19 protein-coding genes are annotated in these 20,445 nt (G+C 57.1%); 11 read left to right on the forward strand and 8 right to left on the reverse strand.

The features are described 5' to 3' along the window. Positions 1-873, forward strand: a complete 873-nt coding sequence (locus ACR0JE_RS06360; RefSeq protein WP_480543704.1) for a ribokinase — start codon at positions 1-3, stop codon at positions 871-873. Here ACR0JE_RS06360 and msrA read toward each other — a convergent pair. The 3 genes from msrA to ACR0JE_RS06375 all read right to left on the reverse strand — a co-directional run bounded on the left by msrA (position 870) and on the right by ACR0JE_RS06375 (position 3,279). Then, positions 870-1,541 carry a peptide-methionine (S)-S-oxide reductase MsrA gene (gene msrA / locus ACR0JE_RS06365; protein ID WP_480543703.1) on the reverse strand — a complete coding sequence of 224 codons (672 nt, stop codon included), beginning with the start codon at positions 1,539-1,541 and terminating at the stop codon, positions 870-872. The genes ACR0JE_RS06360 and msrA overlap by 4 nt on opposite strands. Before the next feature lie 95 nt (positions 1,542-1,636). After that, the gene (locus ACR0JE_RS06370) at positions 1,637-1,918 is read right to left on the reverse strand and encodes an SCP2 sterol-binding domain-containing protein (RefSeq protein WP_480543702.1); all 282 of its coding nucleotides are present in this window, start codon (positions 1,916-1,918) and stop codon (positions 1,637-1,639) included. Positions 1,919-2,052: 134 nt separating this feature from the next. Further along, positions 2,053-3,279: an argininosuccinate synthase gene (locus ACR0JE_RS06375; protein ID WP_480863550.1), complete on the reverse strand. Its 1,227-nt coding sequence runs from the start codon at positions 3,277-3,279 to the stop codon at positions 2,053-2,055. 213 nt (positions 3,280-3,492) lie between these two features. On the opposite strand from ACR0JE_RS06375, the gene ilvA reads away from it, so the two are divergent. Continuing rightward, positions 3,493-4,719 (forward strand): threonine ammonia-lyase IlvA, encoded by a 1,227-nt coding sequence (gene ilvA, locus ACR0JE_RS06380; protein ID WP_480863551.1) that lies wholly within the window; start codon positions 3,493-3,495, stop codon positions 4,717-4,719. Here the strand turns inward: ilvA and ACR0JE_RS06385 are convergent. Further along, the gene (locus ACR0JE_RS06385; protein WP_480550467.1) at positions 4,716-5,045 is read right to left on the reverse strand and encodes an Hpt domain-containing protein; all 330 of its coding nucleotides are present in this window, start codon (positions 5,043-5,045) and stop codon (positions 4,716-4,718) included. The two genes, ilvA and ACR0JE_RS06385, sit on opposite strands and share 4 nt — an antisense overlap. 155 nt (positions 5,046-5,200) lie before the next feature. On the opposite strand from ACR0JE_RS06385, the gene ACR0JE_RS06390 reads away from it, so the two are divergent. Continuing rightward, a complete protein-coding gene (locus ACR0JE_RS06390) occupies positions 5,201-6,472 on the forward strand; it encodes a PP2C family protein-serine/threonine phosphatase (RefSeq protein ID WP_480543698.1) in 1,272 nt (423 codons plus the stop codon). Here ACR0JE_RS06390 and ACR0JE_RS06395 read toward each other — a convergent pair. Next, a complete protein-coding gene (locus tag ACR0JE_RS06395) occupies positions 6,469-6,912 on the reverse strand; it encodes an NUDIX hydrolase (protein ID WP_480543696.1) in 444 nt (147 codons plus the stop codon). The genes ACR0JE_RS06390 and ACR0JE_RS06395 overlap by 4 nt on opposite strands. 76 nt (positions 6,913-6,988) lie before the next feature. Here ACR0JE_RS06395 and hslO point away from each other — a divergent pair, with 76 nt between their 5' ends. The 8 genes from hslO to ACR0JE_RS06435 all read left to right on the forward strand — a co-directional run bounded on the left by hslO (position 6,989) and on the right by ACR0JE_RS06435 (position 16,223). Next, positions 6,989-7,975: an Hsp33 family molecular chaperone HslO gene (gene hslO / locus ACR0JE_RS06400; protein ID WP_480863552.1), complete on the forward strand. Its 987-nt coding sequence runs from the start codon at positions 6,989-6,991 to the stop codon at positions 7,973-7,975. Continuing rightward, a complete protein-coding gene (locus tag ACR0JE_RS06405; RefSeq protein ID WP_480550475.1) occupies positions 7,950-8,564 on the forward strand; it encodes a CoA pyrophosphatase in 615 nt (204 codons plus the stop codon). Before hslO ends, ACR0JE_RS06405 begins: the two co-directional genes overlap by 26 nt. Then, positions 8,561-9,715, forward strand: coding sequence for a CCA tRNA nucleotidyltransferase (locus ACR0JE_RS06410; RefSeq protein ID WP_480863553.1), 1,155 nt, complete (start codon positions 8,561-8,563; stop codon positions 9,713-9,715). Before ACR0JE_RS06405 ends, ACR0JE_RS06410 begins: the two co-directional genes overlap by 4 nt. Before the next feature lie 191 nt (positions 9,716-9,906). Then, positions 9,907-11,745 carry an ABC transporter ATP-binding protein gene (locus ACR0JE_RS06415; RefSeq protein WP_480863554.1) on the forward strand — a complete coding sequence of 613 codons (1,839 nt, stop codon included), beginning with the start codon at positions 9,907-9,909 and terminating at the stop codon, positions 11,743-11,745. Further along, complete coding sequence (locus ACR0JE_RS06420; protein WP_480863555.1) at positions 11,742-13,574, forward strand: ABC transporter ATP-binding protein; 1,833 nt, start codon at positions 11,742-11,744, stop codon at positions 13,572-13,574. Before ACR0JE_RS06415 ends, ACR0JE_RS06420 begins: the two co-directional genes overlap by 4 nt. 39 nt (positions 13,575-13,613) lie before the next feature. After that, positions 13,614-14,843, forward strand: a complete 1,230-nt coding sequence (locus tag ACR0JE_RS06425; RefSeq protein WP_480863556.1) for a class I SAM-dependent RNA methyltransferase — start codon at positions 13,614-13,616, stop codon at positions 14,841-14,843. Between the two features lie 13 nt (positions 14,844-14,856). Beyond that, positions 14,857-15,642, forward strand: a complete 786-nt coding sequence (locus ACR0JE_RS06430; RefSeq protein ID WP_480550485.1) for an ion transporter — start codon at positions 14,857-14,859, stop codon at positions 15,640-15,642. A 62-nt stretch (positions 15,643-15,704) separates the two neighbouring features. Further along, positions 15,705-16,223: a L,D-transpeptidase family protein gene (locus tag ACR0JE_RS06435; RefSeq protein WP_480543680.1), complete on the forward strand. Its 519-nt coding sequence runs from the start codon at positions 15,705-15,707 to the stop codon at positions 16,221-16,223. On the opposite strand, the gene ACR0JE_RS06440 is transcribed toward ACR0JE_RS06435, so the two are convergent. The 3 genes from ACR0JE_RS06440 to ACR0JE_RS06450 are packed head-to-tail and all read right to left on the reverse strand — an operon-like array spanning position 16,207 to position 20,342. Then, a complete protein-coding gene (locus tag ACR0JE_RS06440; RefSeq protein ID WP_480863557.1) occupies positions 16,207-17,652 on the reverse strand; it encodes a sulfotransferase family 2 domain-containing protein in 1,446 nt (481 codons plus the stop codon). The two genes, ACR0JE_RS06435 and ACR0JE_RS06440, sit on opposite strands and share 17 nt — an antisense overlap. Before the next feature lie 6 nt (positions 17,653-17,658). Then, positions 17,659-19,359, reverse strand: coding sequence for a DUF5927 domain-containing protein (locus ACR0JE_RS06445; protein ID WP_480863558.1), 1,701 nt, complete (start codon positions 19,357-19,359; stop codon positions 17,659-17,661). Continuing rightward, positions 19,356-20,342 (reverse strand): glycosyltransferase family 2 protein, encoded by a 987-nt coding sequence (locus tag ACR0JE_RS06450; RefSeq protein WP_480863734.1) that lies wholly within the window; start codon positions 20,340-20,342, stop codon positions 19,356-19,358. The genes ACR0JE_RS06445 and ACR0JE_RS06450 overlap by 4 nt, the downstream gene beginning before the upstream one ends. Between the last annotated feature and the right edge of the window lie 103 nt (positions 20,343-20,445).

A 20,445-nucleotide genomic window follows, 5' to 3' on the forward strand; every position in this document is an offset into this window, starting at 1 on the left:
ATGACAATCTGGAACCTCGGCTCGATCAACGCGGATATGGTCTATGCCTTGCCGCATCTGCCTGCGCCGGGGGAAACTCTGGCGGCAAGCGGGCTCGAGAAGTTTCTGGGTGGCAAGGGTGCCAATATGTCGGTGGCTGCCGCGCGGGCGGGATCACACGTCAGCCATATCGGAGCGGTTGGCGCCGATGGGCGCTGGGCACAAGAGCGGTTGACGGAATATGGCGTCGACACGCGGTTCATAGCTGAGGTCAGCAGCCCCACGGGCCATGCTATCATTGCGGTCGATGCGCAGGGTGAGAACCTGATCATTCTGTATCCGGGCGCCAATCACGCGCTTGAAGATGGACAGATCGGGCAGGCGCTTGCGTCTGCCAACACCGGCGATCTGCTTGTTTTTCAGAATGAAACCAACGCACAGGTCGAGGCCGCCCGCATGGCGCGCGAGCTTGGTCTGACCGTTTGCTATGCAGCTGCCCCGTTCGAGGCCGAGGCGGTTCAGGCCGTGCTGCCCTATCTGGATTTCCTGATCCTGAATGAGGTTGAAGCTGAACAGTTGAAACAGGAAACAGGTCTAAGTGCGGCCGAACTGCCTGTACGACATGTGATCGTGACGCTTGGGTCCAAGGGCGCGCGGTATCTACAGCAAGGCTGCGATCCGGTCGATTTTGCTGCGCATAAGGTGCAGGCCGTGGATACAACCGGGGCAGGCGATACTTTCACCGGCTACGTGCTGGCGGGAATGGATCGGGGTATGCCGATGGAACAGGCAATTCTGCAAGCCAACCGCGCCGCTGCCTTGATGGTGACACGGCACGGCACGGCGGATGTTATTCCGGACCTGCGGGAGGTGCGCGACGCGCAGTTCGATTAGGACCCGGCAAACGGTGCATCTGTACCCCAAAGCTGTTTGACCCGCGCGTCCCGACCGCAGGCTTTGCGATAAGCCTTATAGGCGTTCTTTTGGCGCTTGGGCCCAAAGCGGGTGAACACAACCTTTTCGCCCTTATAGTAATCCTGATGATAGGCTTCGGCCGGATAAAAGGTGGTTTCCTGTAGAATGGGCGTCACAACGGTTTGGCCGAGCGCGGATTGGGCCTCAGCCTTTGCTTGCTCGGCTAAGGCTTTTTCGCCTGTGTTAGAGACGAAAATAGCTGTGCGATAGCTGTCACCCCGGTCGCAGAACTGTCCGCCTGCATCGGTGGGATCAACAGAACGGAAGAACATGTCCAGCAAGGTATCCCGAGAGACTTTGCTGGGATCAAAGGTGATCTGAACCGCCTCATAATGGCCGGTTTCGCCCTTGGTCACGTCCTTGTAGCTGGGGTTGGCGGTGGTGCCACCGGTATAACCGGACACCGCACCAATTACGCCGGGTACCGTTTCAAAATCGGATTCGACACACCAGAAACATCCGCCGGCGACCGTTAGCGTTTCGGTTTCTGCGGCAGAACCCGGCAGGGCGCGCAGTAGTGCCGCCAGCAAGATTAGCACAAAAAGTAAGGAGGGTTTTATACAATCGAGATAAGCAGTCCGGGTCATGGCAGGTCTCCTTCCGAGACCAAGCTGCCCGTAGATGCCTCGCCTTGCAATGCGCTGACATCGATTGTCACGCGCTGGTGAGACGATTTTATCGTCTATCCCAGCAGCTGCCCCAGCTTCATCGCAACGCCCATATTGCCCGAAATCTTGAGCTTGCCCATGGCCACGCCGGTCATCGGATTCAGCTTACCAGTCAGCAATTTGGTCAGGTTGTCCTGTGAAATCCGGATCGTGCAGTCGGTTTCCCGATCCAGCGTACTGGCCTGATTGTCGGCCAGCACGATGACACCCGCCTCGCCGCAATCGAACTTGAGCGAGCCATCAAAGCTTTTGCCGTTCAGCCCTTTTTGAATTCCGTCGGCGATATCTTGCAGCATTGAGCGTCCCTTCTTGGTTGACGCAGGCGTAAAGATATCCAGACCCAACAGGCAAGCCTGACCCTACGGGAAGCAGCATATAAAAAACCCGGCATCCAAAGGATTGCCGGGTTTCCAAATTGTTCTGGGACGGCTTACTTGCTCAGCCGCTTGTCGCGCGCAGCCAGCAGTTTCAGGCGCAACGCGTTTAGCTGGATAAAGCCTGCCGCGTCTTTCTGGTCATAGGCGCCGGCATCTTCCTCGAAGGTCACATGCGCCTCGGAATACAGCGAGTGATCGGACCAGCGGCCCACTGTTGAGGCCAGACCTTTGTATAGCTTCACCCGCACGGTTCCGGTGACATGTTCCTGCGATTTGTCGATGGCGGCCTGCAGCATCTCGCGCTCAGGCGAGTACCAGAAGCCGTTATAGATCAGTTCCGCATATTGCGGCATGAGCTGGTCTTTCAGATGCATTGCGCCGCGGTCCATGGTGATGGATTCGATACCACGATGTGCTTCCAGTAGGATGGTGCCGCCGGGCGTTTCATAAATACCGCGCGACTTCATGCCAACGAACCGGCCTTCGACCAGGTCCAGACGACCGATGCCGTGCTTGCCGCCATATTCGTTCAGCTTGGTCAGGATGGTGGCCGGGCTCATCGCCTCGCCATTGATGCTGACGGCGTCACCTTTTTCGAAACCGATCTCGATGAACTCGGGCTCATTCGGCGCGTCCTCGGGGTGGACGGTGCGCTGATAGACATAATCGGGCGCCATATCGGCGGGGTCTTCCAGTACCTTGCCCTCGGACGAGGTGTGCAGCAGGTTGGCATCGACCGAGAAGGGCGCCTCGCCCCGTTTGTCCTTGGCAATCGGGATCTGGTTCTGTTCGGCGAATTCCAGCAGCTTGGTGCGGCTGGACAGGTCCCATTCACGCCAAGGTGCAATGACCTTGATGTCGGGGTTCAGCGCGTAAGCCGCCAGTTCGAAGCGCACCTGATCGTTGCCCTTGCCCGTCGCGCCATGGGCCACGGCATCGGCCCCAGTGGCTTGCGCAATTTCGACCAGACGTTTCGAGATCAGCGGGCGTGCGATCGAAGTGCCCAGCAAGTACAGTCCTTCGTACTGCGCATTGGCGCGGAACATCGGGAAGACAAAGTCGCGGACAAACTCTTCGCGGATGTCCTCAATGTAGATGTTTTCGGGCTTGATCCCCAGCAGCTCGGCCTTCTGACGAGCGGGTTCCAGCTCCTCGCCCTGACCCAGATCGGCGGTGAAGGTCACGACCTCACAACCATACTCGGTCTGCAACCATTTCAGAATGATCGAGGTATCAAGGCCACCGGAATAGGCCAAAACAACTTTCTTGGGCGCGGACATCTGATTTCCCTTTGTGCGAAGAACGACTGGCCCCTAGCGGGTTTTGAACGCGGGGGCAAGTTATGTGCGTTGACCATGCATGGGAATTGCGATGGCGCACCCAAAAACGTGCCTGAACGGGACAGGATACCTATTTTGAACATATGAGGGCGGACACGTCGTACACATATGTATTCCTTGCCCTTTTAGTCAGGATAGGCCACTGAAACGGTCATGACTGACTTCATGACCTGTGCCCGAACCGCCGAACAGGCGATGCGTACCGTGTTCCCTGCAACACCGTTGCAGCGAAACGCGCATTTGTCCGACCGTTATGGTGCGGATATTTGGCTGAAGCGCGAAGACCTCAGCCCGGTGCGGTCCTACAAGATTCGTGGCGCGTTTAATGCGATGCGCAAACAGCAGGGGCAGGACCTGTTCGTTTGCGCCAGCGCGGGCAACCACGCGCAGGGCGTGGCCTATATGTGCAAGCATCTGGGCGTGAAGGGCGTGATCTTCATGCCGGTGACGACCCCGCAGCAAAAAATCCAAAAAACCCGCATCTTTGGTGGTGACAATATCGAGGTTTACCTGACCGGGGACTATTTCGACGACACTTTGGCCGCGGCGCAGGCGTGGTGCGCGGCGCAGGGCGGGCATTTCCTGTCTCCCTTTGATGATGAGGATGTGATCGAAGGTCAGGCGTCTTTGGCGGTTGAGATCGAAGAACAGCTGGGCCAAGTGCCTGACCATGTGCTGCTGCCTGTGGGTGGCGGTGGTATGTCCGCTGGAGTGGCGACCTGGTTCAGGGATCGCACCCATTGCCTGTTTGTCGAACCCAAGGGCGGTGCCTGTCTGCATGCGGCGATGGCGGCGGGGCATCCGGTGGCGTTGGATCACGTGGACAATTTCGTCGATGGTGCGGCGGTTGGGAAGATCGGGGCCAAGCCGTTCGAATTGCTGAAATCACGGCATCTGTCAGATGTGCTGGTTCTATCTGAGGATCGTATCTGCACCACCATGATCGAGATGCTGAATGTCGAGGGCATCGTGCTGGAACCCGCTGGCGCCTTGGCAATCGAAGCGATTGCAGATGTGCAAAGCTTTATTCGCGGCAAAACTGTTGTTTGCGTGACATCGGGCGGCAATTTCGATTTTGAACGCCTGCCCGAGGTCAAGGAGCGCGCGCAGCGCTATTCCGGGGTCAAGAAATACTTCATTTTGCGCCTGCCGCAGCGCCCTGGCGCGTTGAAAGAGTTCCTGAACATCCTAGGCCCCGAGGATGACATTGCCCGGTTTGAATACATGAAGAAATCCGCGCGCAACTTCGGGTCAGTCCTGATCGGGATCGAAACCCGCAAGCCCGAGAATTTTGCGCGCCTGTTTGCGCATCTGGATGAGGCCGGGTTTACCTATACCGACATCACCGAAGATGAGACGCTGGCACAGTTCGTGATTTAGGTCAGATTGCTAGGTAATTCGGCCTGAAACACAGATTTGGATGCGTCATAAACGGCCAGGATTTCGGTTAGATCCACCTCTGCCGCTTGCCCGGCGGCAGCCCGGCGTTCGCCATCCTGACAGAGTTTCGAGAACTGATTGAAGCCCAAGCTCATGGCGCTGCCTTTGAGGAAATGCAGGTTTTGTTCCAACTCAAGCCGTTCGGTATCGGCATGCAGGCGCGCGATCACTTCCTGCACCTCGTCCAGAAAGATTTCGATGACCTCATCAATTTCATCTGCGCCGACCTCGTCCCGCAATTGTCTGACTCGCGGCCAGTGGATCATCGTCATCCTCCTGAATCGGAATAAGGGTGATCTTTGCTAACGCATGTCCGGTAAATGTGCGGTTAAGGCCAAAGACCATAGCGCCTTCACGGGATGTTAAACCCCAGCGCGATAGGTTTGCCGCGTCCCTGAAGAAGGAAGCCTGGGGTTAAAGGGTGTCAGCACTAAGTCTTGAACAAACCGGTTCTGAACTGGATTTCGGTGCGATCCGAAAGGTGCTGGTCGTGGATGACAGCCGCCTGCAAAGGCGCATTCTGGTGGCCTCGCTCAAGAAATGGGGATTTGAGGTGCTTGAGGCAGACAACGGTGAAAAGGCCCTGGAGCTTTGCGCTGAATTTGCACCTGATCTCGTGCTCAGCGATTGGGTGATGCCAGGCATGAGCGGACTGGAGTTCTGCCGTGATTTTCGCGCGCTCGATTCTGAACACTACAGCTATTTCATCCTTCTGACATCGAAAAGCGAAAAGCAGGAAGTCGCGCGTGGGCTGGATGCCGGGGCGGATGATTTTCTAATCAAGCCGCTAGAGGCAGATGAATTGCGGGCCCGTATTTCTGCTGGCGCACGCATATTGGATATGCAGAGAGAGCTTTCGGATAAGAACCGACTGATCGAATCTGCACTCGACGAACTGAAGCTGGCCCATGATGCGATCGACAAAGACCTGAAACAGGCCCGCAAGATACAGGAATCACTGGTCCCGGAATTGACGCGAGAGTTCGGTGTTTCCCGGGTCAGTCTGTTGTTGAAGCCCTGCGGTCACATTGGCGGCGATCTGGTGGGCATGTTCTCGCCCGGTCCGAACCGATTGGGATTCTACAGTATCGATGTCTCGGGCCATGGGATCACGTCAGCGATGATGACCGCGCGACTAGGTGGCTATCTGTCCAGCCAGCATTTCGATCAGAATGTGGCGCTGGAAAAGCGGATGAACAAGTTCTATGCGCTGTTGCCACCGCAGCAAGTGGCCGAAACGCTCAATTCACGTTTGATGGTGGACACCGGGATCGAGGAATACTTCACCATGGTCTACGCCATTGTCGATCTGCGCAGCGGGCATATGAAAATGGTGCAGGCCGGACATCCGCACCCGTTGCTGCTGCGGCAGGATGGCAGCACCGAATATCTTGGTGATGGCGGCCTTCCTATAGGATTGATCCCAGACGCGAGTTTTCAGCAGGTTGAAACAACGCTGAATCCAGGTGACCGGCTTTTGCTGCACTCTGATGGTTTCACGGAATGTCACCTGGCAGAAGGCGGGCTGCTGGAGGAGGAGGGGCTGCGTGAAATGGCGTTGGACTGTGCGTCTGGCCAGGGTGGATCAGAATTTCTGGATGATATGTTCTGGCGGCTGACCCAGCGCATGCCGCCCAACGAAGGCATGGGAGACGACGTTTCGGCGGTATTTTTTGAATATAACGGGCACTAAAGACCGTTCAGGTGCAGGGCTGCAAAGTGGCGGTCGCCGTCATTTCCCAACAGTTCAACCGCATCCGCGCTGTGCATCCAAAGCGCCTCGTGAAAGGCTTCGGTCGGCGGGCCCAATTGCAGGACAGGGCGGGCGCGGTAAATCAGGCAGACCTTCTCGGCCCATAAATCGTATTCGGGCATATAGGTGAAGCGGCGAAACGCGCCGACGCGTTCCGGCGTGGCGATGCGCCATCCGGTTTCCTCATAAACCTCACGATGCAGCGCGGTAATGGGCGATTCGCCGGGATCAATACCACCGCCCGGCAGTTGCAGATCGGGGCCCGGTTCGGTCTGACAGGTCAAAAGCAGGTGCTTTTCGCGTGGAAGCAACGCATAAGCGCCTACCCTGCGCGTATAGGATCGCCCGGGTTCAGGGCTTTCACCAAACCGTCTGATCATGTATGGCCCCTTACAACCCAAACTCTGTGACCTATATGGTGCCGGTATGCCAACCTGTGGCGTGTAAGGAAACCCCATGTCTCTTGGAACAAAAATCGCGTGGGACGATACCGTCCTGCCCTTTCAACTTGATGTGTCGGACATGCGTGGCCGCGTCGCCCGCCTGGACGGGGTGCTGGATGGCATCCTGAAGCAGCATGACTATCCCGAACAGGTCGAGGCGCTGGTGGCCGAGATGGCTTTGCTGACAGCATTGATTGGCCAGACCGTTTCGTTGCGTTGGAAGCTGTCGTTACAGGTTCAATCCAAGGGCGCGGTGCGCATGATAGCAACCGATTATTATGCGCCCACTGTCGAAGGTGAACCGGCGCGTATCCGCGCCTATGCCAGCTTTGACCGGGATCGACTGACTAACAGCGCCCCATTTGATCAGGTGGGCGAAGGGTATTTCGCGATCATGATCGATCAGGGCGAAGGCACGCAGCCTTATCAGGGCATTACTCCGTTGGACGGAGCGTCGATCAGCGCCTCGGCCGAGGCATACTTCGCCCAGTCCGAACAGCTGCCGACCCGCTTCTCGCTGAGCTTCGGCAAATCGACCGAACCTGAAGTGGGTGAGCATTGGCGCGCCGGTGGGATCATGTTGCAGCACATGCCCAAAGCTTCGCCTTTTGCGGCCTCGGGTGAGGGGACGGGTGAAATCCTCACCGCCAACGATCTGGTCGACGGCGAAGAAGGTGAAAACTGGGGCCGGGTCAACATCCTTCTGGATACCGTTGATGATCTGGAACTGATCGGCCCATCTATCGCGCCGACTGATCTGTTGATCCGCCTGTTTCACGAGGAAAGCCCACGCGTCTATGATGCGCAGATGGTACAGTTTGGCTGCACCTGTTCGGAAGAACGCGTGCGTCAAAGCTTATCGATCTATTCGGCTAGGGACATTGAAAAGATGACGACGCCCGAATGCAAGGTTACTGCCGATTGTCAGTTTTGCGGGGCGCATTATGTGCTGGATCCCGCGACGGTTGGTTTTGATGCGGAAGACGCCAGCGGTGCATGATCCGACGGATCAGATTGCTGCGGCGTTGCATCGTCCGGGCCATGGGTCCAGTGATTTTGATCTGAACCCTGAAACTGTACTTCCCCCCGGGCGCAAATTGCGTCCGGCCGGGGTTCTGGTGCCGATCTCAGTTTCCGGGGATGTGCCGCGTTTGATCCTGACAAAGCGGTCATCGGCTTTGAAACACCATCCCGGCCAGATCGCCTTTCCTGGGGGCAAACAGGATGAAGGTGACGCGGATATCACCGCCGCCGCCCTGCGCGAAGCGCATGAGGAAATTGGCCTGCATCCAGAGTTGCCCGAAGTGATCGGCTTTCTACCCAGCCATGAAACGGTGACCTCGTTCGCTGTTACCCCGGTTGTGGCCATCATCCGCCAAGGTTTTGATCCAGTGCCCGAGCCGGGCGAAGTGGATGAGGTTTTCTCAGTTCCACTTGCACATCTGCTAAAGCCCGAGAATTATGTGATCGAGTCGCGCCGGTGGCGTGGCCAACGGCGGAAATACTTCGCTGTTCCCTATGGTCCTTATTACATCTGGGGCGCGACGGCTCGCATATTGCGCGGGCTTGCAGCACGGGTAAGTGAATGAAGCAGATCAGCGCGCCTTGGGTTTCGGACCCGGCGACTCAGGCGGTTTGTGAAGCCCTCACCACAGGAGGGGCGCAGGCCCTGTTCGTGGGCGGATGCGTGCGCAACGCCCTGCTGGGCGCGCCCGTTTCGGATATTGATATTGCCACGGATGCGCATCCCGAACGGGTGATGGAACTGGCTCAAAAGGCTGGCCTTAAGGCGATTCCGACGGGGTTGGAACACGGCACGATTACCATCGTTTGCGATCATACCCCACATGAAGTCACGACCTTTCGACGCGATGTGGAAACCGATGGCCGCCGTGCGGTTGTGGACTTTGCCGACACCGTTGAAGAAGACGCCGCGCGCCGCGATTTCACAATGAACGCGATCTACGCGCAGCCCGACGGCACGGTGCTGGACCCGCTGTCAGGCTTGCCTGACCTTCAGGCGCGGCGCGTGCGGTTTATTGGAACGGCCGAAAACCGCATCCGCGAGGACTATCTGCGCTCGCTGCGCTATTTCCGGTTTCACGCCTGGTATGGCGACGCCGATGCCGGATTTGACGCCGATGCGCTCGCTGCGATTGCGTCCAATCTGGATGGGCTGACAACGCTATCCCGTGAACGGGTCGGGGCTGAGCTGATAAAACTGCTAGGCGCGCCAGACCCTGCGCCCTCGGTGGCTGCGATGCGCAGCGCGGGTGTCTTGGCTCATCTGTTGCCCGGTGCGGATGACCGTGCCATGGCCCCGCTGATAGCCATAGAACAGGCAGCCGGCGCAGAACCTGATCCGGTGCGCAGGCTGGCCGCGATCGCCACACCCGAGGATGCCGCGACACTGCGCTTGAGCCGGGCGCAACTGCAACGCATGACCCGAATGCGCGAGGAGGCGCAGGCCTCAACCAGCATCGAAGAGTTGGGCTATCGCTACGGCGACGACGGAGGCCTGCACGAAACCTTGCTGCGCTGTGCCTTCTTCGAACACCCCTGGTCAGAGGACTTGCGCCAAGCTCTCCATCACGGTGCAGCGGCACGTTTCCCGATCAGCGCCGCCGATCTGATCCCCAACTTCACCGGCCCCGCGCTGGGCAAGAAACTGGCCGAGCTTGAGGCGCGGTGGATCGCATCTGACTTCACCCTGACCCGCGAGGAATTGCTGGCCGGTTGAAGTGAAGTCTCAAAAAGGGATGACAAACGATTTTGTTTGTGGTTACGTGCGGCAGACTCATGGATGGAGGAATGCGAATGTATTACGGGATCTGGTTCGGCTAAAGCCAGGGCACTTTCCCCGTAAAGGGTGGTGTTCAGGCGCCATTCTTCTTCGCATGTCTATATTTCTGCTCAATCGGAGCACTCTCCATGTTTCGCTATTTCGAAAACCTCGTTGACCCTTTTGTCGCCTATCGTGAGACCGATAAGCCACCCACACGGCTGTGGCCGTTCATGCTGGATTACTCGCGCCCATTTTTCCGGGTTTTCTTTTGGGCTGCGCTGATTTCCATCATCGTGGCTGCTGTTGAGATCGGGTTGATCTACTATATGGGCCGTGTCGTGGACCTGTTGGGGGGCACCCCCGCAGAGGTCTGGCAAAACCACGGGACCGAGCTGTTGTTGATGGCAGGCTTTATCCTGCTGTTGCGTCCGCTGCTGCATCTGGTCGATGTGCTGCTGCTGAACAACACGATCCTGCCGAACTTTGGTACGCTGATCCGCTGGCGGGCACATAAACACGTTCTGCGTCAGTCCGTTGGCTGGTTCGAGAATGACTTTGCAGGCCGCATTGCCAACCGGATCATGCAAACCCCGCCCGCGGCAGGCGAGGTGGTGTTTCAGGTCTTTGACGCCATCTCATTCTCGCTGGCTTATTTGATTGGTGCTGCGATCTTGCTTTATGCGGCTGATGCACGCCTGCTGATCCCTTTGCTTATCTGGTTTGCGTTGTATGGGCTGCTTGTCCACTGGACGGTGAAACGAGTCGGCCCCGCGTCTCAGGCTGCATCTGATGCGCGTTCGACTGTCACGGGCCGGGTTGTCGACAGCTACACCAACATCCACTCGGTCAAGATGTTTGCTCATGGCCGACAGGAGCTTGATTACGCGCGAGAAGCGATCGAGGAAACGCGTCGGACCTTTCAGGTCGAGATGCGGATATTTACGATTATGGATGCGGTTTTGGTTACTTTGAACGGCTTTCTGATCGTTGGGGTTGTTGGCTGGGCAATTACCCTTTGGATGCAGGGTACCGCTTCGGTTGGCGTTGTTGCGGCTGCAACGGCGCTGACCCTGCGCTTGAACGCGATGACCGGATGGATCATGTGGGCGCTGACCAGCTTCTTCCGCCAGCTTGGCATCGTGGCCGAAGGGATGGAGACGATTGCTCAGCCCATCGATCTGCTGGACGCGCCCGGCTCAAAGCCGTTGCAGCTCAGCAAAGGCCAGATCGAAATCCGCGATCTGTCGCACCACTACGGTCGTGAAACGGGTGGTCTGGATCATATCAACCTGACCATTCAGCCGGGCGAAAAGATCGGTCTGATTGGTCGATCTGGTGCAGGCAAATCGACCCTAGTTAAGCTGCTTTTGCGGTTTTATGACGTCGAACGGGGCGCGATCCTGATCGACGATCAGAACATCGCGCAAGTCACGCAAGACAGTTTGCGCGGGCATATCGGCATGGTTCAGCAGGACAGCGCGTTGCTACACCGTTCGGTGCGTGACAACATCCTTTATGGTCGCCCGGATGCGACTGAAGAACAGATGATTGCCGCTGCGAAGCAGGCCGAGGCGCACGAGTTCATTCTTGACCTGCAAGACCCGCAGGGGCGGACTGGCTATGACGCGCATGTGGGTGAGCGGGGCGTGAAACTGTCCGGCGGTCAGCGGCAGCGGGTGACTCTTGCCAGGGTGATTTTGAAGGACGCGCCGATCTTGCTGTTGGATGAGGCGACATCTGCCCTAGATTCCGAGGTTGAAGCGTCCATTCAGGAAACCCTCTACGGTATGATGCAAGGTAAAACCGTGATCGCGATTGCCCACAGGCTGAGTACCATTGCGCAGATGGACCGTATTCTGGTGATGGATGCGGGCCGGATCGTCGAAGAAGGCGCGCATGCCGATCTTTTGGCGCAGGGCGGCCTTTACGCGCAGTTCTGGGCGCGACAATCTGGTGGCTTCATGAACCCGGAGGCCGCTGAATGAGGGTCGCTGACCTCATCAACCCGTTCAAAAACATCGAAACGCCCCCACCACAAACGTTGGGGGCGTTCATTCGCTGGGCGCTATCCGGAGCTTGGCCCATGCTTTTTGTCGCGGCCTTCTTCTCGGCAGCAGCCGGTACGATGGAGGCGGGAACAGCCTGGATCCTGGGTCGTGTCATCGATGTGGCCACGACCAGCGGGCCGGACGGGTTTCTGACTGGTGGCAATCTATGGATGATTTTGGGCGGCGTTGCGTTCTTTATGCTGTTGCGGCCAGTGTTTTTTGGGTTCTCAGCCTTCTCGAACAACTATGTGGTCATGCCGAATATCCCGCCACTTGTTCTGGCCAAGCTGAACCGATGGACGCTGGGCCAGTCTGTCACGTATTTCGACGATGATTTCGCAGGACGGATTGCACAGAAACAGGTTCAGACCGCGACAGCTCTGGCTTCGGTCGTCTCGGAAACGATCAGCGCAATTGTCTTTGCTTTGGCTTCTCTCGTGGGCTCTTTGCTTTTGTTAGGGTCGATTCATCCTCTGGTCATGCTGCCCTTTATTGCCTGGTTGGCGGTCTATTTTCTGCTGGTGCGTTGGTATTTGCCGCGTATTCGCAAACGATCAGGTGCACGGGCAGGTGCGCGTGCAATGGTGTCGGGGCAAATCGTCGATACGATCACCAATATCAAAACGGTCAAACTGTTTGCCCATGCCCGGCATGAGGATCAGGCAGCGCGCAATTCGATGGTTGATCTGCGGGAGCGTTCGTTAGAGTTCGGGCTACTTTCGGCCAGCTTTCGGGTCATTCTTATGACTTTGGCGGGTGTGCTGCCCGTGATGCTTATTGGGGCGACGCTGTGGCTTTGGCAGAGCGGTGTTGCGACCACCGGTGATATCGTGGCGGCAGGGGCTGTTTCGGTCCGTATCTCGCAGATGACTGGTTGGGTCAGCTTCACGCTGATGGGGCTGTACGCCAATGTTGGTGAGATTGAGAACGGGATGAAAACCCTGGCCAAGCGCGACCGGGTCGAGGATGCATCGCAGGCCAAAGATCTGGTAGTGACCCATGGCGCGATCACATTTGACGACGTCAGCTTTGCCTATGGCCGGGAAATCGGGGGCGTTTCAGAACTGGAATTGACCATTAAACCGGGCGAAAAGCTTGGGATTGTCGGGGCATCCGGGGCAGGCAAATCTACCCTCGTTTCGCTACTTCTCAGACTCTACGATGGGGAAAATGGCGCCATTCGCATTGATGGGCAGGACGTCTCGCAGGTGACGCAGGACAGTTTGCGCCGTCAGATTGGCATGGTCACGCAGGAAACGGCCATGTTCAATCGGTCCGCACGTGAAAATATCCTGTATGGGCGCCCAGATGCATCCGAGGATGAAATGATCGAGGCCGCCGAAAAGGCCGAGGCGCATGAGTTCATCCTGAGTCTAGAGGATGCGCAGGGCCGCAAAGGCTATGATGCGCATCTGGGTGAGCGCGGTGTGAAGCTCAGTGGGGGGCAGCGACAACGGATCGCATTGGCCCGCGCCATTTTGAAAGATGCCCCGATCCTGGTGCTGGATGAGGCCACATCGGCGTTGGATTCTGAGGTCGAAGCCTCGATCCAGACTGCGCTGCATCGGGTCATGCAGGGCAAAACCGTTCTGGCCATTGCGCACCGTCTGTCCACACTCAGCGAAATGGATCGGATCGTCGTTCTGGATGAGGGACGCATCGTCGAAACCGGTACGCATGACGCGCTGTTGGACCAGGGCGGTCTGTATGCGCGGTTCTGGCATCGCCAGTCTGGTGGTTTCATTCAGGCAGAAGCCGCCGAATAAGGGTTTTGTTGCGGCCAAACCCCCGTTATCAGGCCCGGTATGACCGAAACCTACACCATAAACCGGCTTGGCCATCAGGGCGACGGCATCGCCGACGGCCCGATCTATGCGCCCCGCACCCTTCCGGGTGAGGTGGTTTCGGGTACGTTGCTGGGCCAGTTTCTATCGGACATCCGCGTGGAAACTCCATCGGACCAACGCGTGAAAGCGCCTTGCCGTCATTACAAAGCCTGCGGCGGGTGCCAGCTGCAGCATGCATCGGACGCTTTTGTTGCTGATTGGAAGGTGGATGTTGTCCGAAACGCGTTGTCCGCACAGGGGTTGGAGGCGCCTATGCGTCCAATCCATACCTCGCCCGAACGCTCGCGTCGTCGTGCAACGGTCGCTGTGAGGCGCACAAAGAAAGGTACGCTCGCCGGGTTTCACGGGCGCTCATCTGACGTGATCACCGAAATCCCAGATTGCCATCTGCTGGATCCCGCATTGATCGCCGGTATTCCCGTGGCCGAAGCGCTTGCGATGCAGGGCGGCAGCCGCAAGGGCGTTCTGGCCGTGACACTGACCTTGTCCGACGGCGGGCTGGATGTTGCGGTTACGGGTGGCAAGCCGCTGGATGGGCCGTTAGAGCTGGCCCTTGCGCAAGCGACCGAAAAGCACGGGCTTGCCCGGCTCAGCTGGGATGGTGAGGTCATCGCCATGCGCCAGCCCCCAATTCAGCGGTTCGGGCAGGCGACGGTCACACCGCCTCCGGGCGCGTTCCTGCAGGCGACGAAGGATGGCGAACAGGCTCTAACACAGGCTGTTTTAGAGGCAACTGAAGGTGCCAAGCGCGTTGTTGATCTGTTCGCGGGCAGCGGTACGTTTTCATTGCCTCTGGCTCAGAAGGCCGAGGTTCATGCAGTTGAGGGCGAAGCCGCGATGGCCCAAGCACTGGATCAGGGCTGGCGCAGGGCGACGGGGTTGAAGCGCGTCACGACCGAGGCGCGCGATCTGTTTCGCCGCCCATTGATGCCCGATGAGTTGAAGGCCTTTGATGCGGTCATTCTGGACCCACCACGCGCGGGGGCAGAGGCGCAGGTGGCTGAACTGGCACAAGCGCTGCGCCCAGTGATCGCTTATGTGTCCTGTAACCCGGTGACCTTCGCGCGCGATGCAAAAATGCTTGTTAATGCAGGCTACACCCTTGAATGGGTACAGGTTGTTGACCAATTTCGGTGGTCGTCACATACGGAACTGGCCGCGCGGTTTGTGTTGAACCCCGCATCCTGAGGAGACAGCGAACATGGGCTTTCGACAGCGATTGCAGCACATCATCGAAACACCCATGTTCGGGCGTTTCATCACTGGTGTGATCATGTTCAACGCCGTGCTGCTAGGTATGGAAACCTCTCCGACCTTGATGGAGATCGCAGGCCCGCTGATTGTGACGCTTGATAAGCTTTGCCTTGCCATTTTCGTTGCTGAGATTGCGATGAAACTGGTGGCGACAGGGCGCAACTTTTTCAAAAGCGGCTGGAATCTGTTCGATTTTGTGATCGTGGGGATCGCTTTGGTGCCCAGTGCTGGCAGCCTGTCGGTTCTGCGGGCGCTGCGGATACTGCGGGTGTTGCGCGTCATTTCGGTTGCACCGCGCCTGCGCCGGGTGGTCGAAGGCTTCATCTCGGCCTTACCGGGTATGGCCAGTGTGTTCCTGCTGATGGCGATCCTGTTCTATATCGGCTCGGTGATCTCGACCAAGCTGTTCTCGGAAAGCTTCCCAAACTGGTTCGGCGATCTGGGCCTGTCAGCCTATACATTGTTCCAGATCATGACGCTGGAAAGCTGGTCCATGGGCATCGTCCGCCCCGTGATGGAAGTGTATCCCTACGCATGGCTTTTCTTTGTTCCGTTCATCATGGTGACGACCTTCGCGGTGGTGAACCTGCTGGTTGGTCTGATCGTAAACTCGATGCAGGATGCGCATCATGCCGAGGATGAGGTCAAAACCGATGCCTACCGTGATGAGGTACTTGAGCGGCTGGAAGCCATCGAACGCCGCTTAATTGAGCAATCGAACATCAAAAAGTGATTTCAGTTTTTTGATTTTTTGGCATAATAGCCAAAAAAAACCAGAGTAGCAGGCAGTGAAACATGGATCGTCGAGCATTTGGATTGGGTGCGATGGCTACGCTAAGCCTTTCGGCTTGTGCCTCAGCCAGCCCTAGAATTCTATCTTACAATGGGCCCGAGGTGACCTCTTTGGTCGTCAACAAGGGTGCGCGGAAGCTGTATCTTCTGCACAACGAACAGATACTTCGACAATATGATGTCGATCTGGGCTTTGCGCCCAGAGGTACCAAAACCAAGCGTGGCGACGGGCGCACGCCTGAGGGCACATATCTGATCGACCGCCGTAACCCGCGCAGCCGGTATCATCTGTCGCTGGGGATTTCCTATCCAAACTCGGCTGATATCGCCAAGGCCAAAGCCGCCGGAGTCGATCCCGGCGGGGATATCTTTATCCACGGCCAGCCGAACCTGCGGTCAGAATTCAAGCGCGCGAAAAAGACGCCGGATTGGACGGCGGGCTGCATCGCGGTCAAGAATGACGAGATGGAAGAGATCTACGCGATGGTCAACCGGGGCACTTTGATCACCCTGCGGGCCTGACCGGGCGCCATTCGCCAAACCCGAACTGATCAAAGTCGCGCTGGTAGGTTTCAGCTGCCAGCGCCTGCAACCTGTCATCGCAGATCTGATTCAGTGAAAACGGAGTTTCCGCTGCGCTGGTACCCGGCGCTGGCGGATTGTCATGGCCCATGATCCGCGCCAGATCGGGCAGGGTGGTTGGCAACTCATCCTCGCGCAGGATCAGGTCAGGCATCGCGAAGGTTGATATCCCCTCTAGTGCTTGCGCCTGGGTGCACCAGCTTGCATCCACGCGGATTGGGGTTTGGCCCGCAATGTTGTGGCGCAGAAAGGTCAGGAAGGCAGAAAATGCTTCATAGTGCTGGTCTTTGGAATAGTTCTTTTCGCGCACCTGGCCGGGGATCGGCAGCTTGAACCGATTGCGTAATTGCGTGCGGAGGTCTTCATAACACTCCGGCCCTTTGTTCAGGATATGGGTGCAGAACGCGCTATGGGCACGTGCCAGGGGATGGCGTAGGATCGTGAATTTGCGATGACCGGGCGAAGATCGCATCCAATCGCGAACCATGTTAGGCGTCAAATCAGTGCGCAATGCACCGGCACCCACACCGTCCAGTGCGATCATCCATTGGCGCACGATCGGTTCGATAGCCCCACGCAGTGGCATGTAGATCAGCGGTGTTTCGGCCGCGATGATATATCCATCCACCGCAGGGTCACGTTTGGGTTCAAAATTCGGGCTGCGCGAAATGGACAGAAGGTCCAGCCCGGATAGTGCTTTTTGCATTTCATCCGGGTTGGTAACTTTGGACAGGGCCGGTGTCGGGTTCTGCGGTTTCAACTGGTCATCCAATTGGCCCAGCCTTGACGAAACCCCAAGCCAGGCGGCAAGGCCGTTCAGAATGCTCAGATCGGTCAGGTCGTTGTAGTCAATGTAGAACGCGGCCTGACCAGTGCGTTGCAGATGGGCACGCAGGCGGGACTGAAACCCATAGTGCCCATCCAGATAGTCAGAGAATTCGGGCCCGTCGAAGTCAACTTGGGCCTCAAGCCGTCGTTTGATGTTCTTTAGCTGCCACTGCTTGGTTTTGCGCACAATCTTGAGCGACAGATAGCTGTCCAGCGGATTGCGGGTCAGAATGATCTTGGCACAACGTGGATCTTTCAGGGCCGATTCCAGCACCCGGGAATCATGGTCCTGAAAATACCGAAAGCCGTTCAACGCATTTGCGTCAGAGCGCATCGCCTCTATCAGTTGTGCGGGATCCTTATCCCTTTGTTCCAAGGTTATGCCCAATACATCCTGCGCTTTGACGCGACCGATGAAATGCGGGTTGAAGGCTTCCCCATGACAGGTGATGCCATCCAGCGCGTTCAGATTGGCCTCAAGCAGGTTTGAGCCTGTGCGCATGGCGGCCAGTATGATGAAGTAGTCAAACGGTCGCGTCATCGGCCATCACTGAACCAGATAGGGCTTTCGGAACGGTTTGGTCTGGGTTCCAAACACGTCATCGGCGGGGAAATCACCCATAAGTTTCGGGTGCATTCCTTGGTTCTTCAGGTTTTGCAGAAACTGGCCAAAGCCGGACAGATCAACCATCGTGGGTGCTTCGGTCAGATGGCTGGGCATTTGCGTGCCGATCTCGTCAATGATGGTTTGCAGCGGCTCCATTGGCGCTTCGACAAAGTCCGACAAGGTCCAGCTGCGCACATTAGCCTTGGTCCAGACCGAAGTTAGAACCTCGATCTGTTTGGTTTCAATCTGTTGCAGGCGCGCAGCCTCAAACCGGATATCGGCGAAGTTCAGGTTTGACCGGAATAGCGGAACCGCCCAGGCACCAGTAATGACCGAGATTTGCGCATTTCGGTCCCGCGCCATGAACCAGTTGATGTCTTGGGTGTCGTTAGGTCCGAATTGAAAGCATTGACGCTCACCCCGTGTGTTCCAGACCAGGTTCGACAGAAACGCCGTGGGATTATAGTCGCGCAATGTCGCGCAATCGCTGAGCGCACCATTCGTGATGGTCTGGTCTTTGGAAAATTCAGCACGATCAGGGCCAAACAGATGACCATGCACCCGAGCGCCAGTTGTAGTTTCCAGCCAGGCCTCAAAACCCTCAAATAACTCACTAAAGCCCTGAAACATCGAGTAGGCCGATGAGGTCAGGCCATTTTCGCTGCCATGTTTGGGAAAGCGACTTTGCATATACAGCCCATCGCGACCATGGGTTCGACGTTCGACCGCCTTGGCAAAGACCCGGTCGATCTTGCCGGGGTTGGGCTCTGCGGGTCGTAGTGCGCCCGCCTGATCGGTCAGAAAAGTCTGATACAAACGATCTGCGCGCCACCAGATCTTGCGTGCGACAAAGCAGTCTGAGCGGCGCAGTAATTGCAGGTGGTCGTCGTAGAAGATGTGTGGACGCCCCTGATAGTCGAATTTCGACAACGTCAGCGAGCGACTTTCGATATGGGTCGAATAGAGCCGCGCCAACGTTTGAAAATAGCTTTCATCCGGTATCCAGACATGCCGGAAATAACGATCATAGGTTTTACGTTTAGGGTCCTGCAGAATTGCAGAGAGTGTCTGGCGGGTCAGGCACCACCACTGGCTGCCCATATGGGGCATTAGGCCATCGGGGATTTGGCGGCGCAAACCCAGGGCGCGCTGCAGCCTGACATAGGTGTCGAACAGCTTTCGGTGCTTGCGCCAGGAAAACGGAAAACGCAGCGTGAAACGCTCATGATCCAGCCCACCAATGGTCCAGCTGACATCAGCGGTGGTTGCACTTTCGATAAAGTCCACACGGGGGCGATCGGACAGGTAGCTTACAAGCTCTTGCACCGGGCGCAGGGGCAGGCAGGACCCCGATGACAGAAATACATGCCGCACTTCCGGAAATTTCTTTAGCATTTGTTCGGATGCAGCCTGTGTTCCGGCAACTATACCCCAGCCACCCCAGTCGCATTTGTGGCGATTGCAAAACGTGATCAGGGGGTTGTCGGCGCAAGAGGCGATGAATTCCGAACACACCTGATCAGGGACTTTCTGGTCCACATGGATCACAACCGGGCAGCCCGCTGCGGTCCAATGCCGTGCCACCTGTTCGGCGCGATCCAAGGCCGTATGGACCAGCATAACAACGCCCAAAGAGCTCATGCCCAGTTTCCTTTTGACATGAGGCCCAGAATTTCAAGCTGCCGCCAATTGATATAGGTTTCAGAGAAATCGCACCAGAATACAGGCTTTTCATCCAATTGTTGGGCATAGGCTTTGTATTCGCCGGACCCGCGATAATGCTGGCCGCGCTGCAGCTCTTCGCGTGCTTTGTCGCCTAGCGTGTTGATCAATTTGGCATGTAGCAGAGCGCCGCTGGTCTTTTCACCGCCCCATTCGTCGTAAACCTGGTTCAGCCCGCGTGGCAGCAAAGAATGGGTCGAACTGACATAGACATAGCGCCGGTCCCATTTCACCAGGGGGATTTTGTTCAAAGCTGGCGCTTTCGACGGGTTGTCGCCAAAGAACACGCGCGCCCGCGCACCACCTTGAATCCAGAGGTTTTTATATTCTGGATTCTTGGTGATCATGTAGTTGCCCGCATCGAACCAGCGCGCAATCTCGAACGGATCCTGACCTTCGCGATAGGGTTCATCCTGGACGGGGCCTTGGGGGTACATATCAATCAGCATGGTGCCGAAACTGCGCACAGCGCTGCCATCCAGCCAATCGGTCAGGGCCCGGATCGGGCGGGTATCGCAGAACGGGTAGATAAAGAATTCATCCGGATCGACGGTCAGAACCCAGTGTTTGTGGGCATATTTGCGCAGCAGGTAGTTTGACCAATCCAGACCGAACCCCGCACGTTTATAGCTGGTTCTTGTGCGCCAGACCGAGACATCCGGCTGTGCCCGTAGGAATTCAAAGCTGCCGTCATCGCTGTCGTTGTCGACAAACAGAAAATGATCGATGCCCAGCTTTCTGTAGTATTCCAGAAAAAAGGGCAGGCGGATTTTTTCGTTGCGCACAACGCTCATCAACAGGATGTCGTCGCGCCGAATTGCGGCGGTGTTGTTGCTGGCAGGCTCAAGTTCGCGTCGGCGTCGCACACAGCACAAGATACGGCGCTTGCGCCGCAATCTCATCCGATACGAATCCAACAGGCTCACGCGTTTAGCCTACCCTTATTGTGACGCGAGCATTCACCACCCCTTTCAGAAAAAGGGCCGGGATTATGCCAAGTTATGT

Source organism: Ruegeria sp. H3 (genome assembly GCF_056533095.1).